This window comes from Companilactobacillus sp. HBUAS56275, from assembly GCF_036913655.1.
GTDB lineage: Bacteria > Bacillota > Bacilli > Lactobacillales > Lactobacillaceae > Companilactobacillus > Companilactobacillus pullicola.
In genome coordinates this window covers 425,483-439,753 of the sequence record NZ_JAYKKK010000001.1, presented here as the reverse complement: position 1 = coordinate 439,753, position 14,271 = coordinate 425,483, and the positions used below count along the sequence as shown (strand labels likewise).

The following is a 14,271-nucleotide window of genomic DNA, read 5'->3' as shown; positions in this document are numbered from 1 at the left end:
TTGGCTATTTTCATTTAGTTTGATAGTCACAATAATTTTTGGAATTGTTACCACAGTTTTGTCAATCTGCTGGTGGCGAATCTTTAAATTAACTGTCCGTCGCTTCAATACGGAGGATAAACATCATGATCGATAATCTATATGTCATTGCTATAATTACAATTTGGCTATCGATTGTTATGACAGTCGTAACTTTAAGTGGCGGCGTTATCTTTATTTTTAAGCATCTACAGCATACCAATATTGATAACTTACCACCGTTAAAACGTTATCCGAAAGTAACTTTGGTAGTGCCGGCGCACAATGAGGAACTGGTAATTCAAGATACCGTTAAGGCTATATTGCATTTGAATTATCCATTGGATCGATTTGAATTATTGGTTTACGCTGATAATTGTAATGATCACACGGCTGATAGAGTACGTGAATTAATGAAAATTGAGGAATTCAGGGATCATAATTTTCGTGTCATTGAGAGAACTGGTACGGGTGGAAAAGCTGGAGTACTGAATGATGCTTTAAAGGTGTCGACTGGTGAGTATTTAGGCGTTTACGATGCTGATGCGGCACCTGAAAAAAACGCACTGTATTTTCTTGTTCAGAAAGTTTTAGAAGATCCTAAACGTTATGCAGCAGCATTTGGTCGTAATAAGACTCGTAACTACCAACAAAACTTTTTGACTCGTTGTATCAATTTGGAAATTGTTAATACACAACGAATTCAACATACCGGATTGTGGCAGCTTTTTAAGATTGGCCGAATTCCCGGTACCAACTTCATTATTAATAAGGAAGTCGTTCAATCAATTGGTGGATGGAATAACGGTGCTTTAACCGAAGATACCGCTATTTCATTCAGTCTAATGGGGTCAGGGAAGTTAATTGCCTTAGCACATCGAGCAGAAGCTTTTCAGCAGGAACCAGAAACACTTTTTGCTTACTACAATCAGCGTAAACGCTGGGCACGTGGTAACTATGAAGTAATTTTGGATAACTTAAAACACTTATTTGACCGTTCATCTTGGCGGATCAAGTTGGAAGTATTCTACTATATGTGTACTTTCTTCTTATTTAATGCGGCAATTATTATTTCTAATACCATATTTATTCTAAATATGCTTTTAGGTAGCGTGCAACTTATCTTTCCACAAGTTCATCAATTAGTATCCTTAGGGACACCGTTGTCAGTTTTATTTATGATCAATTGGTTGATGATGTTTTTCTTATACTTATTGCAGATGAATATTGCTTTGGCTAGCGATTATGGTCAAGAGACAGTTAAAAACTTTTTCTATACGTTAGTTTCGTACTTTACTTATGCACAGTTATTTATCATCGTTTCAATCGCTGCTTTTTGGGATATTTTGCGAGATAAAATTACCGGCAAGCGTCATACGCAATGGTATAAGACACAAAGATTTTAATGGGGGCTTAATAATTTGAAGGAACACAAGTATCAATGGCTGATCAGTGGCTTGGTAATTTTAGTTGCTATAGCGATTGGAACAGCAATCTATAATACACAATCGCCACAAAGCACCTCTTCTAATGTCAGTTCAGCGACCATCAAATCCCGTTATCAGACTTGGAAGAAAGATTATCTGAGAGGTTCGAGCAAACAGAAGTATGTCAAGACGAATACTGGTAGGAAGGCTCAGACACTTTCAGAAGCTCAAGGATACGGGATGCTGATAACAGTTATGGCCGCAAAACAAGGATTTGGTGATCAAAAATCCTTTGATCAATTGACACGTTATTATCTGGCACATCGAATTAGTTCAGATAATCCGTTAATGTCCTGGCGTCAGAATCAAAAGAATGGTGAGATGGTTAGCACAAAAGCTGAGCAGACCAGTGCGACCGATGGTGATTTAGATATTGCCTATTCTTTGATCTTAGCTGACGAAAAATGGGGCAGTAAAGGTGATTTGAAATATAATCAATTAGCCAGTGATTTACTAGAAGCAATTAAAGAGCATGAAATTAATCCAACAACTAATTTGCCAAGAGTAGGGAATTGGGCCACTGCGTCTCAGTCAGCAAATCTAGTTCGAACATCTGATTTAATGACAGCTTATTTCCGTAAATTTGCCAGTTACACCAAAGATGGCAGTTGGACAAAAATAGCTCAAAGTAGTCAAAATGCTCTGAAGAAGTTAAGTGATCAGCATAAGACAGGACTAATGGCGGACTTTGTGACGATCAAAGGTAATCAATTACAATTAGGAACTGTAAAACCTAATCAAGTAGCATCACAATATGATGCTCAATATGGATTTAACGCTTGTCGAATTCCTTGGCGTGTAGCTTATGATTATCAATTGAATCACAGTCAAGTAAGTAAAAGAATTGCACAAAAGATGAATAAGTTTTTTGCATCAAAGAAAAAGATTACAGCAGTTTATACTTTAGATGGCAAAGCAGTTGAGAATTACACTAATATTGCTTTTACAGCCCCAGTGGCGTATTCCGCAGAAGTGCTGTCTAATCAAAATTTGAAACACAATTATACAAAGGATTTAACAGCTGAAATACCAAAGGATAATTATTATCCAGCTACTATTCAAATGTTAATGTTGTTGACTAGTGGCAGTATCGGACAAAGCAAATAGGTCTATTAAAAGGCGTTCGTATCAACTAAATAGTTGGTGTGAACGCCTTTTTTATGCTTCTTAAAATAAATAGTGTAGTGGAAGGATACCGTCGGTAGTAGAAAATCTGTGGGCCGCTGGAAGGTTGCGGACACGACTTGAAGCTAATAATTTTTTACTTCGTAAAAAATCATGGATCTCCAAGCTCGGTCTTCTACTAACCTTGCTGACGCAAGCTAAGTAGAATTTCGCAACTGAGGGCCCACAGATTTTCTACTACTGACTAGATTTCTGAGTCTATTATTATTTACTAAAATTGATGTGTTTGGATGATTATTGGTTTCATATAAATCAGTTGGTTCTTAAAAAAATTTGGGTGAAAATGAGTTTAAAATAGAAAAGGTACTGGATTAAATAATTCATCTTGAATAGATATTTTTATGAGAAATATATTAATTAAATTTGTTTTTTTTAATTTAATGCTATACTGTACTGAAATGATATAAACGAAGGTGAGATAATTGTTTGTAAACAATGTAGTTGGTGGGGCTGGAAATGTGACTGGTGCAGAATCGGTTGATTTTAAAGATAACCTGTATTTAGCAGTTAATGGTGATTGGCAAAGGAAAGCTGTTATTCCAAAAGATTATCCGCGCGTTGGGACTTTTCCTAATCTATTTTTTGATGTTGAAAAGAAACTAAGAGCTGATTTTAACAATTTTGTCTCAGGTGATGAATCTATCCAGAACAAGATTATTGCACAGGCAGTGAAGTTGTACAAAATGGCACTCGAAACAAAAGGTTCCACCGATATTAAGACTGATTTACAAAAAATGATCTCAATGAATAATTTAACTGATTTAAATAATGGTCTTAAGTACTTTTTTGAGAATGATTTTGTCTTGCCTTTGATAATAGATGTCCATGAAGACATGAAGGACAACTCGCAGAAGGCTTTTTACGTTGGCGGTGCAAGATTGTTTTTGCCCGATAAATCTTACTATGATGCCGGTAATGAATCAGGTGAACGATTATTGAAATTGTATGCCAAATCCGCTAATGAATTGTTAACTAAATTGGGCTACGATTCTGATTTTATTTCTAAAACAATTAAAGAGGCGTTTGAATTCGATCAATCGTTGGTACCTGTTGTTAAGAGTTCTGAAGAGTGGGCCGACTATCCTAAGATTTATAATCCTATTTCGTTTGCTGAATTTGGTGAGAAATCAGATTATTTAGATTTACAAACAATGACTCAAGAGTTGGTTACTGATAGTCCCAAGCAAATTATTGTTGGGGAACCGCGGTATTTCGAGCACTTTAATGAATTGGTAAATGACGATACTTTTGAAAATGTGAAATCGTGGATGATAGTTAGTTTTCTGATGAAAAATGCGGAATTGATCGATGAAAATTGTCGTCAGATTGTTAGTCAGTATAAGAATGCGTTAATGGGTATTAATGAGTTAGAGAAGCGTGAGAAGTATGCCTATCACTTAACTATAAGTTTGTTTAGCGAACCAATTGGAATTTTTTATGGCAAGAAATACTTTGGTGGCAATGCTAAAAAAGATGTTAATAGTATGGTAAGAAAGATAATCAACACTTATAAGAAGAGATTGACCAGTAATAATTGGTTAAGTGAGGCTACTAAACAGCACGCTATTCTAAAATTAGATAAAATGGAAATCAAAATTGGTTATCCAGAAAAGGTTGACCCACTTTATAGTGAATTTACTATTAACACAGATAAATCCTTGTATGAGAATGTTCGTCACTTGAAGAGTCTGATAGCACAGGATATGTTCAAGCAATATCACAAGCCTTTTGATAGGTCGAAGTGGAATATGCCAGGTTATGAAGTCAACGCCAGTTATGGTTCTTCAGCCAATGACATTACTTTTCCAGCCGCAGTGTTACAAAAACCATTTTATAGTTTAGATCAAACTGCTAGTCAAAATTATGGTGGAATTGGTTCAGTCATTGCCCATGAAATTTCGCATTCTTTTGATAATAATGGAGCTAGATTTGACGAGTCAGGGAATATGAATAATTGGTGGACTAAGCAGGATTATGATAATTTCCAGACATTAACTCAAAAAATGATTGATCAATTTGAGGGGATTCCTTACTTAGATCAAAAAATTAATGGAACTTTGGTAGTCAGCGAGAATATTGCTGACGTCGGTGGATTAGCCTGTACATTAGAAGTAGCTAAAGCCGAAAAAGATTTTGATGGTAAAAAATTCTTCATTAACTGGGCACTCAATTGGCGGATCAAGTCGACAAAACAAATTGATGAGATGCTTTTGTCAGTAGATGTTCATTCTCCAGCACCCTTACGGTGTAATGTTATCGCACAAGATATGAACGATTTATACGAGGTATTTGACATCAAAGAGACCGATGGAATGTGGCTAGATCCAGATAAAAGAGTAAATATTTGGTGAGTTGGCACATGTTTTGCTTAGGAAAGCGTTTGCTTTTATTAGCTGACTTCGCTAGAGTAGTTAAGTAAGCTTATGATTGAGAGGGATTTTTTGATATGTATAAAATGATTGTTTGTGATCTTGACGAGACTTTAATGAATGACGATGGCAGTTTATCTGCTAAAAATGCTGAGGCTATTCAAGCAGCTGCAGCTAAGGGAGTTTACTTTGTACCCAATTCTGGCCGAAGCTATACTTCTTTCCAAAATGATTTGGAAACAATGCACCTACGTAATCAACCTAACCAATATTCCATTTCCTACAATGGTGGTTTGATTTTGGAAAATAAGGATAATCGTCCTATAGCTATCAATGCGATGCCATTTGAAATTGCTAAAGCTGTTTTTGAAGCGGGAGCAGCCAACAAAAAGGCCGCTACTCACGTCTATACGCAGGATACGCTTTACATCTATAATCCAGTCCCAGAAGATTCAGCCTATTTGAAGAATCGTGGCGTTAGTTTCCAAGAGATGAAGGATGCTAATTTTGACCAGTTTAAAGACGAAAACATCATGAAAGTTATTATGGCTTTGCCAACAATGCCTGAACGTAAACAAATGCGTGCCGACGTTGAAGCAAACGTTGATCCTAAGAACTTGGCCGTCACTTATTCATCTGATCGTTACGTTGAATTTAATCCCGCTGGAATCAATAAGGGAAGTGCTTCGGTTCAATTAGGTAAACTATTGGATATTAAACCTGAAGAGATCATCGCTGCCGGTGATAACAGCAACGATTTACCAATGCTTAAAGCTGTTGGTCTGCCAGTTAGTGTAGCTAATGGAATTGACAGTGTTAAGGCTGCCGCTAAATATGTAACTGAAGCTGATAATAATCATGATGCTTTGGCTGAAGTTATTAATAAATTTGTTTTATAGTCGAAAAAATAGAGATAAGAATTTGAGAAAATTCCTATCTCTATTTTTGTATATCGGTTAAAATAATGTAACGCCGTTATGTGCAAAATAACCAATGTCAAAGAACTTTGCTAGTGATTTCAGAACCTACCGTTTAATCTAAAAATAAGGAGGTGGGAATAACGAAAGTACACGAGCAAATTAGAAAATATCGAAAACAATTTGGCTTTTCTCAAGAAGAATTGGCCGATAAAATATATGTTTCACGACAGACCATTTCTAATTGGGAGAATGGCAAAAGCTATCCTGATATTGAGAATTTACTTATCCTGAGTACGTTGTTCCATATCTCTATAGATGAGTTGATAAAAGGAGATATTGGAATCATGAGAAAAGAACTGGATACTCACAGCATGGACATTTGGACTGGAATTATGTTGATCTTTCTAATGTTAGGAATAGTTATTGGAGTTCCATTGACCTATGCCTTGTCATGGTGGGGCTTTAGCATCACAGTTATTTTATTAACTATTGGTGTGGGAGCATCTATCAAAGTAGAATTGATCAAGAAGAAGCACAATATTAAAACGTTCAAAGAGATTGTGGCTTTCACAGAGAATCGAAAGCTTGATCCAGAGGAAAGATTGAAAAGTCGCCAAAACCACTGGAAAGAACAGTTATTAATGATAACTGGATCAATGATTATTACATTAATATTAGCAGCCATTGCTTTGATGGTCACGAAATTAATTGTTTAGTCAATCAAATCAAAATGTTTCAAACCTTTGACGATACCACCGTTAACATTTTCGGTAGTGATATAAGTTGCAACGTCTTTGACCTCGTCAATCCCGTTAGCCATAGCGATACCGTAGTCAGCAAATTTGATCATTGGAAGATCATTAGCACCATCACCGAAAGCATAGACTGGTTTATCTTTCATATTTAAATCTTCGAGTAAGTGTTTGATACCACTCATTTTGGAGACACCCTTAGCAACGGTATCAAGTGAATGGTAGCCAGTATTATAGATTTGAAGTTCTGGAAATTTTTCTTGATATTTCTTGCCGTCATCATCAGTAATGATAACGAACATTGGAATAGCATCTTTCTTGTAAAAATTAGGATCAATTTCCGGGATTTCTAATTTTAATGCATGAAAGAATTCTTTAATATAAGGTGTCTGAGCGCTCAAAGAATTTCTAGTGTGTGCATGCATAAAGAGGGAATCGCCATTTTTATGAGCCATGTCCATTATCTTTTTGATCACGTCTGGTTTAATATCATTGCTGTAAACAGTTTTACTTTGAGACTCGACTAAAGCCCCATTCAAAGTGACGTAGGTATCGATACCAGTAGCACTTGTGGCCGCTTCAATCTCGATTGGTGCGCGTCCAGTACAGATAACAGGTAAATAATTGTTTTTCTTTAATTGACGAACAGCAGAAGCAACTGAATCATCGACTTGAGATTGGTTATTCAGTAAGGTTCCATCGAGGTCAAAAAAGACAGTTCCTTTATAATTTGTTTGCAAGAGACCACCAACTTAATTTTATTTTTGTATACTCATAATATCTTACCATAAGAAAATACATGACTCGTTTTGTAAGAGATTAAAATAAAACAACATCCATTCAGATTGTTCGATACGCATAGAGTGTATTGAATTTTCCAAATAGATGTTGTTTTTTGATTTTAAATTATTTAATTGTTACGTCAGTAGCGAATGTTGGTTCAAGTGCAGCAGCATACTTCAAGCCACTTACAAATGTATTACCACCAGCATAATCTTGGATTGATCCATCATTGAAGGGGAGCCATTCATTAGTTGAAACTTGAACAAAGTATTGACCCTTACTATTTTGAACGGAACGATTAACTCTCCAAGAACTGCCTTTTGGAAGTGTTCTAGTTAATGAGTTAGTTGAAGTATCATACAATGTAATATCTTTATTGAGGGTAATGACAATAGGTCCGTTGGAGAAGATACTATTGGAACTGCCTTCGTATCCACCATTAGTTACCCATTGATTAGTTGCGACACGATAATAGATATAATGATTCATTGTCTTTTTCTGATCTGTATGCCATGAAGAACCAGCTGGTAGAGTTTTACCAGTATTATTACCGTTATCATCAAGAATATATGAGGCACTGTACAAATTGATAGTTGTATTTATAGGAGTACTTTGACCGACTGAGTTTGAAGTTCCCTTAATTTGAATATTCTTAACTGGAACATATTCGTTGGTAGCAACTTGATAGTAACTATTCATACCGATACCAATTGTTTTACCCAATTTCCAGGACGAACCTACGGGTAGAGTTACGCCAGCCAAATGACCAGTTTCATCTACAACTTGAGCTGGATAAGTTACGGTACCAATTTGGCCTGATACGTTGGTATTAGTGTTTGTATTATTACTGTTTTGATTATTTGATGTTGCAGGAATACTTGTTTTAATGCCAGTTTCAAGGGCATATTCGTTATTTCCAACTTGATAGTAGGTATTCATGCCAATATTGTACATGCCACCTAGTTTCCAAGATGATCCAGCAGGTAAAGTTCTGCCGGTTGGATTTCCTTGAGCGTCAACCAGTTTAACTGCATATCCTAAAGTACCGATCTGGTTATCAACAGCAGGCTTAACCATGGTTGGATTTACAACGGGCATGCCGTCGGTAAGAGTGATATGTTCGGAACTAATATAGTTATTAGTAGCGACTTCGTAATATCTTTGTCCATTAATAAGAACGGATTTCCCTAATTTCCAAGATGACTTGCCAGAAAGAAAGAGACTAGTCTGCTTGCCATTGGCGTCAACGGTATAGGCACCACCATAGTCAACCGTACCAATAGGATTCTTAATGGTATTAGCTGTCGTGGTTGTAGCGGCTTGCACTGGAGTTGTTGCGTTGTTTGAAATATTCCCCAAAACAGTTGGTGCAACCAAAACAGCCAAAGTTGAAGCTAAGATGATTCTTTTCTTATTCATTTCATGTATCCCCTTAATATGAAAAATATAATTTTTAAAAACGAATCAGTGACCGCTAAAAGTCCAAACAAAATAGATTTCACTAATTACTTTTTACGTCTACACTTTATTGGAACGATGGCGGAATAGCAATATTATTATTTAGAACTTTAGTAATTCTTAGACAGTTAATATTGCACGATGCCACAGCTGATCACTTTTTCTAACTATATTTTATGCAATAGATGGCCAAGAAACTGTATTTGTCATAAACGATGTATTTCATATCATAAATGGTTACAAGACAAAGAGTCATATAACTTTGTTCAAAAATTAAAGCTTATTTCAAATTAATTAGTGTGTTAAATTATTTTCTTAATTTTTTGATAAGGTAATGAGTTTTATTTGGCCTCTTGTTCACTAATGATTTGGCCGGCTTCTGGATCAGTTAAATAGTTGACGCTGCTACTGATACCAACGATTGAGGCACCAGCCTTAGTAGTAATTGTTGAAGCAGATTTTTTAGGATTGTTAGTATCCGCTTGAGTAAAAATGTTAACCTCGTTTTGAGGTAGATCAGTGGATGAGACATTGTCACTATTTTTTTGATATTTAGTTGATTTGCCAGCACCGATGCGAATCAATTCTTTTTCGCTGGTAAAGAGATATAGGTAACCGATACTATCACCACTGGCAACGGTATCGCGTGATAGTTGATAACCAGCATGGGCGGCTTCTCTTTTTTGAAGGGCGTAAGTTGAGTTCTGGTTTAAAGAAATAAGTGAGTATTTACTCAAATCCTGAATAGCTGAACGCTCAAAACTGTTGTATCGGTGTTGATAAAGGTAGCCATTCTTTACTAATATTTTTCCAGAGTCTTCAGCGCTAGTCGTGGTTTCAGGAGCAATCCAAGTTCCATTGAGACTGTTCACATCGAGATGTTTAGCTGATTTTTTGTTTTGAGTATCAGTAAAAGATTTGCCACGATCAATGACGGTAGTTTGATCGACGTCCATATACTGGATATCGATGGCATATAACTTGTGACCCTTGGCGACAAAGGCTTGATTTAAACCTAGATCACCAATTTCTGGCTTTAAGAAAACTAAATCAGACATCTTACTAATTTCAAATTTTGCACCTAAAGCTTTTAGAGCTTCATTGACTTGTTGAACGGACATATAGTGAAGTTTCTTTTGATAAGATTTCATATAGTGTTTTCGAGATAACTTTTTCCATTCAGAAAAACTTGTTTGTTTATAGCCAGTAGCGATTGATTTGAATTCACCTTTGGAAGTGGTCCATATATCTAAATCGTTAGCTTTAGAAACAACAGAGGTACTTATTTTATTAGAGACTTTTGAACCAGTTTGTTTAGAACTAATAGCTTCATTGAAAATCCATGTTTTGGAGTCGGATTTAATGATCTTTTGAGTGTTAGCCTTAATATCGTAGGATGCGGTTTTAGGCTTAGAAGCGCTGCATCCAGAAATAAATAGCAGTATTAAAGTTAGAATAAGTAAGTTTAGTTTTCTCATAGAGAACTCCTGTCGGTTAATTATAAATATTATCTCTTTAATATAAGATAGATGACAGCATGATTTTTACATAATGAAATATGGATATATTTTTGTAACTAATCAAATAAATAATACTGTAACGCCGTTATATTTAACGCAACTAAATGAGCAAGTCCTTAAAAGTTGAAATAATAACCTTTTTAGACGGTATCGCAAGATGAAGTTGCGCAAGTTAGTTGTTTTTAAATGCAGAGATGACTAATTTGTTGCTTGTTTCCCAGTGGCTACTATATGAGAATATAACTAGTGAGATTAATCCATATAGAGGGCGGGATTGAAAATGATCAACTTTTCAAGTCAATTAAAAAAATATAGAACTGACCGCGGTATTACACAAGACGAGTTAGCAAGTAAATTATATGTAACTAGACAGGCTATTTCTAAATGGGAATCGGGCGAATCAACTCCCGATATGAATAACCTAGTTAAACTGTCTGATATCTTTAATGTCAGTTTAGACGCTTTAGTTTTAGGCAAACAGGAGAATTCAAAAGTCGATCCCAATGAATTCACTTTTGATCCAATCCATAATAAATATGTTAGAAAATATGGCAAAATGAATTTCTGGGATTTTCTTTCGAAGAATCCGTGGGTTATTGTCTTAGTAGTTGTCGTTTTGCTCTGGGCGATACTGTTGCACTAGCTCATGGTAAACTGATAATAGTAAATTAATATAGTTAAAGGAAAATACTTAATGTTTATCAATGTGGTTCAAAAATCAAAATTACTTTTCAAGGATTTTCCCTCAGTAGATTCAAATGAAGATTCTAAAAATCAAGCTGCGGCTAATCCTATTTTTTCATGGCATGTAAAGCATATTGTTCATAAGCGTAAAAAAATTGTTATTTTTACAAATGATGCAAGCACTTTAACGATTGTTCTGTATGATGTCAATGCTCAAAACTGTGTATTAATGGAACAAAGATTTCAAGAACAGTTGGCAAAATTGTGGCAAAGTTTAGGTATGACTGAGAAAAATTTAAATCAGTATCTAGAAGTCGCCAAATCTTGGCAAATAGGACCAACTGTCAATCGAAATCAGTTGGGGCGTTTGAATGAGGTTAGTCAAATTATTGAGTTATATGTATCTGATGGTGAGAAGAATGAAGCTTTTTTGTCTCAAAAAATGACAAATATGTTGCGTGATTCTGGTAGTAGTAAGAAGGCTACTTTTGCCAATGATATTCCTCAAATTATGGAATTCAATAATTTTGTATGGAAGAAAGCTGAGTCACAAACTACAGAAATAGATGTTGAGAAGTTGAGAAAAATTTGTAACGATTTGAAACAACAGGAAGAGTCGTTTAGAGATGACCTTTCTTTAGAAGATTTTGATAAAATAGTTCAGCAAATGACTGAATTAAATGACGAATTGATTAATATTTTTGTTGAAGATGTTAAAAACGAATATTCTGAGAAAACCATTAAATCATACAAGAGTTCCTTAAAATTCTATTTGAATGAATATTTGGCTTTTCGTATGATTTCAATTTTTAATAGAGAAGCTTCATCAGTCGACGGATTGTATATGTATGGTAGCAGTAGGACTAGAACTAAACTAGTCCAAAGAAGCATGGCTAAGTTATATACCTTCTTATCGAAATACAAAATGGTCGATGTTGCTTTTGCTAAATCGATGAAAAGTGATATGAGAGACTCTATTGAATTATTGGATTATTTAGACTATTAAAAAAGGGTGAGTTGATTCTCATCCTTTTTTGCTTAGAAATTTAGAATTCCTAAAAGAGTAATTTTGATAAGCAATCTTCAGAAATTCAGGCGTGTGATTGTACTGAAAAGTGGCCAAATCTTCTATAGTAATAGAAGATAAATTATTAAGCCATTCATTGAATAATCCCATACTGCCATAGGAATGATATTTAATGGCGTACTCTTGATCAGAGGTTAATGCAGTCTGATAGAAATTTTCAACGGCGGCCTTTGCTGAAGCAACATTGAATTTTTGAATATATTGATTTATCGAATTTTGAGAGTGATCAGTGTAAGTTTTTTGATAAAAAGTTTTCCGCTTTTCCATTTGAATCAAGTTTCTTTTGATACTTTCAATAGAGTATCTGGGTGTTTTATCTCCGTAAACCGTTGAGAAGTCATACAGAAAAATCTATGCTACTAGTTCATATTTATCATGGAAGTGATAGTAAAAAGTTTGAGGGATGGTGTCACATCTCTTGCAGAGATCTACAATTCTGATTCTATCCATAGGTATAGTCTTCAACATTTCTTCTAATTTTTTGGCAAATAGTAATTTGGTTTGATTTTTGAGTGTCATAGTTAACCTCTTGTTTATATGAAAATGCAATTACATCTAATTTTTATACATTTTGGGACTTTTGTATAATGAAAAGCCTTAAAAATAACGTTAGTATTGTCAACATGTCAAAAGTACGAGGAGAAATTGCTATGAATATTATGATAACTGGAGCAAGTGGTGAATATGGTAATTATGCCATTGATTACTTGAAAAAATTTGTACCAGAAGCTAATTTATTTGGACTAGTTAGAAGTGAAGCTAAGGGTAAAGCACTAAAAGATAAAGGTGTAAATGTCAGAATAGGTGACTACACGGATGCCAATTCAATGATTGATGCTCTGAAGGGCATTGATCGGTTGCTATTTGTATCAGTATCCATGCTAAATATTCAACAAAACGTTGTTCAAGCGGCACAAGTTAATCATGTGAAATATATTGCCTACACTAGTATTTCTCATCCAGAATATTCCAAATTTGGTTTGGATGAAATCCATAAACAAACGGAAAATTGGATTAAAGAATCCGGCATTCCACATACATTTTTGCGCAATGGTTGGTATACGGAATTAAATCAGGCTTTGTTTGACTACGCTGCTGAGACGAAAAGATTTCCTTATTTTGCTACGGAAGGTAAATTGTCGTTTGCTTTGAAGAGAGAGTACGCTGAAGCAGGAGCTAGAGTCATTGCTAACGGTAATTATGATGAGGTGCTTGATTTAGCCGGTGAACCCAGAACTTATCAACAATTAGCTCTGGCAACTCAAGAGGCATTGAATACAAAATTAGATATTAAAGAAGTTTCGGCCAGCAAATTTGTTCCAATGATGGAGAGTACTGGTATTTCCGGAAGATGGGCTTCAGTTTCTCAGGTCTATCAAGAATATACATTTAAAGGTAATAATGGCGAAGAAATGGGTAATCCTTCTGATTTTGAAAGAGTATTGGGACATCCATTAACAGATTTACCATCAGCAATTAAAGAATTGATCAATAAGTAAAAAAATCTCCCTAGATTATTTTCTAGAGGGATTTTGCTATTTAGGTAGAACTTCGATTGTGGTGCTGCGGGGTCCGTTTTGAATCATAGGAGGGAAGTAACAACTTTCTCCATATTTATCACGATAGCCTTGGTCAACCAGTTCATTAATTTTATCATCATGTAACTTTTTAAAAATGACTTCATGATTGGAGCCATCTAGGAAAATGCGGCCACCTTGTTGCTGAATAGCTGAACGATACCAACGTGAATTTTGTCCATTCCAAGCACGAATAAACAATCTATGATCGACAACAACCGACCAGATCCAAGTGGGAGTTCCATAAGTCTTACCATCACTGTAAAATGGCGAAACCCTGAAATCGTCAGCTTGAGAAAATTTTTGTAGTTGTTCTAATGCCCATGTGTTTTTACTCGTCATAATTCACCTATTTATGTTTTTTCTTACGTTAATCAATTTGTTTACATGTCCTAGAGTAAGACTTGAATTAATTAATGTCTAATGCTTAT

Annotated in this window: 14 protein-coding genes and 1 pseudogene; 9 read left to right on the top strand and 6 right to left on the bottom strand. The window is 35.2% G+C overall.

Features of this window, described 5'->3' with window-relative positions; translation table 11 throughout:
- The first annotated feature begins 125 nt into the window (after positions 1-125).
- The 6 genes and pseudogenes from U8526_RS02020 to U8526_RS02000 all read left to right on the top strand — a co-directional run bounded on the left by U8526_RS02020 (position 126) and on the right by U8526_RS02000 (position 6,695).
- Positions 126-1,424: a glycosyltransferase family 2 protein gene (locus U8526_RS02020; RefSeq protein ID WP_334340301.1), complete on the top strand. Its 1,299-nt coding sequence runs from the start codon at positions 126-128 to the stop codon at positions 1,422-1,424.
- Between the two features lie 15 nt (positions 1,425-1,439).
- Positions 1,440-2,612 carry a glycosyl hydrolase family 8 gene (locus tag U8526_RS02015; protein ID WP_334340300.1) on the top strand — a complete coding sequence of 391 codons (1,173 nt, stop codon included), beginning with the start codon at positions 1,440-1,442 and terminating at the stop codon, positions 2,610-2,612.
- A 500-nt stretch (positions 2,613-3,112) separates the two neighbouring features.
- Positions 3,113-5,041, top strand: coding sequence for a M13 family metallopeptidase (locus U8526_RS02010; protein ID WP_334340299.1), 1,929 nt, complete (start codon positions 3,113-3,115; stop codon positions 5,039-5,041).
- 95 nt (positions 5,042-5,136) lie between these two features.
- Entirely contained in the window at positions 5,137-5,958 is an 822-nt protein-coding gene (locus U8526_RS02005; protein WP_334340298.1) for a Cof-type HAD-IIB family hydrolase, read from the top strand.
- A 152-nt stretch (positions 5,959-6,110) separates the two neighbouring features.
- Positions 6,111-6,254 (top strand): annotated as a pseudogene (locus U8526_RS12990) (helix-turn-helix transcriptional regulator); the annotation flags it as partial.
- A 69-nt stretch (positions 6,255-6,323) separates the two neighbouring features.
- The gene (locus tag U8526_RS02000) at positions 6,324-6,695 is read left to right on the top strand and encodes a hypothetical protein (RefSeq protein WP_334340297.1); all 372 of its coding nucleotides are present in this window, start codon (positions 6,324-6,326) and stop codon (positions 6,693-6,695) included.
- On the opposite strand, the gene U8526_RS01995 is transcribed toward U8526_RS02000, so the two are convergent.
- From U8526_RS01995 to U8526_RS01985, 3 genes are all read right to left on the bottom strand, one after another.
- Complete coding sequence (locus U8526_RS01995; protein ID WP_334340296.1) at positions 6,692-7,471, bottom strand: Cof-type HAD-IIB family hydrolase; 780 nt, start codon at positions 7,469-7,471, stop codon at positions 6,692-6,694. The two genes, U8526_RS02000 and U8526_RS01995, sit on opposite strands and share 4 nt — an antisense overlap.
- Positions 7,472-7,637: 166 nt before the next feature.
- Complete coding sequence (locus tag U8526_RS01990; RefSeq protein ID WP_334340295.1) at positions 7,638-8,933, bottom strand: SLAP domain-containing protein; 1,296 nt, start codon at positions 8,931-8,933, stop codon at positions 7,638-7,640.
- Between the two features lie 380 nt (positions 8,934-9,313).
- On the bottom strand, positions 9,314-10,450 hold the full coding sequence (locus U8526_RS01985) for a hypothetical protein (protein WP_334340294.1): 1,137 nt from the start codon (positions 10,448-10,450) through the stop codon (positions 9,314-9,316).
- 322 nt (positions 10,451-10,772) lie between these two features.
- Between U8526_RS01985 and U8526_RS01980 the strand changes: the two genes are divergently transcribed.
- Positions 10,773-11,135: a helix-turn-helix domain-containing protein gene (locus tag U8526_RS01980; protein ID WP_334340293.1), complete on the top strand. Its 363-nt coding sequence runs from the start codon at positions 10,773-10,775 to the stop codon at positions 11,133-11,135.
- 51 nt (positions 11,136-11,186) lie between these two features.
- Positions 11,187-12,182, top strand: coding sequence for a DUF6933 domain-containing protein (locus U8526_RS01975; RefSeq protein WP_334340292.1), 996 nt, complete (start codon positions 11,187-11,189; stop codon positions 12,180-12,182).
- Between the two features lie 18 nt (positions 12,183-12,200).
- On the opposite strand, the gene U8526_RS01970 is transcribed toward U8526_RS01975, so the two are convergent.
- Positions 12,201-12,530, bottom strand: a complete 330-nt coding sequence (locus tag U8526_RS01970; RefSeq protein WP_334340291.1) for a TetR-like C-terminal domain-containing protein — start codon at positions 12,528-12,530, stop codon at positions 12,201-12,203.
- Between the two features lie 84 nt (positions 12,531-12,614).
- Complete coding sequence (locus tag U8526_RS01965) at positions 12,615-12,782, bottom strand: hypothetical protein (protein ID WP_334340290.1); 168 nt, start codon at positions 12,780-12,782, stop codon at positions 12,615-12,617.
- 131 nt (positions 12,783-12,913) lie between these two features.
- Here U8526_RS01965 and U8526_RS01960 point away from each other — a divergent pair, with 131 nt between their 5' ends.
- Entirely contained in the window at positions 12,914-13,762 is an 849-nt protein-coding gene (locus tag U8526_RS01960; RefSeq protein ID WP_334340289.1) for an NAD(P)H-binding protein, read from the top strand.
- A 36-nt stretch (positions 13,763-13,798) separates the two neighbouring features.
- Here U8526_RS01960 and U8526_RS01955 read toward each other — a convergent pair whose 3' ends face one another.
- Positions 13,799-14,182, bottom strand: coding sequence for a DUF2255 family protein (locus U8526_RS01955; RefSeq protein ID WP_334340288.1), 384 nt, complete (start codon positions 14,180-14,182; stop codon positions 13,799-13,801).
- Between the last annotated feature and the right edge of the window lie 89 nt (positions 14,183-14,271).

Excerpts from the sequence above, each read along its gene's own strand:
- U8526_RS02020 (WP_334340301.1), top strand. The coding sequence starts at position 126 with ATGATCGATAATCTATATGTCATTGCTATAATTACAATTTGGCTATCG.
- U8526_RS02005 (WP_334340298.1), top strand. The coding sequence starts at position 5,137 with ATGTATAAAATGATTGTTTGTGATCTTGACGAGACTTTAATGAATGAC.
- U8526_RS02000 (WP_334340297.1), top strand. The coding sequence starts at position 6,324 with ATGAGAAAAGAACTGGATACTCACAGCATGGACATTTGGACTGGAATT.
- U8526_RS01990 (WP_334340295.1), bottom strand. The coding sequence starts at position 8,933 with ATGAATAAGAAAAGAATCATCTTAGCTTCAACTTTGGCTGTTTTGGTT.
- U8526_RS01985 (WP_334340294.1), bottom strand. The coding sequence starts at position 10,450 with ATGAGAAAACTAAACTTACTTATTCTAACTTTAATACTGCTATTTATT.
- U8526_RS01980 (WP_334340293.1), top strand. The coding sequence starts at position 10,773 with ATGATCAACTTTTCAAGTCAATTAAAAAAATATAGAACTGACCGCGGT.
- U8526_RS01975 (WP_334340292.1), top strand. The coding sequence starts at position 11,187 with ATGTTTATCAATGTGGTTCAAAAATCAAAATTACTTTTCAAGGATTTT.
- U8526_RS01970 (WP_334340291.1), bottom strand. The coding sequence starts at position 12,530 with ATGGAAAAGCGGAAAACTTTTTATCAAAAAACTTACACTGATCACTCT.
- U8526_RS01965 (WP_334340290.1), bottom strand. The coding sequence starts at position 12,782 with ATGACACTCAAAAATCAAACCAAATTACTATTTGCCAAAAAATTAGAA.
- U8526_RS01960 (WP_334340289.1), top strand. The coding sequence starts at position 12,914 with ATGAATATTATGATAACTGGAGCAAGTGGTGAATATGGTAATTATGCC.
- U8526_RS01955 (WP_334340288.1), bottom strand. The coding sequence starts at position 14,182 with ATGACGAGTAAAAACACATGGGCATTAGAACAACTACAAAAATTTTCT.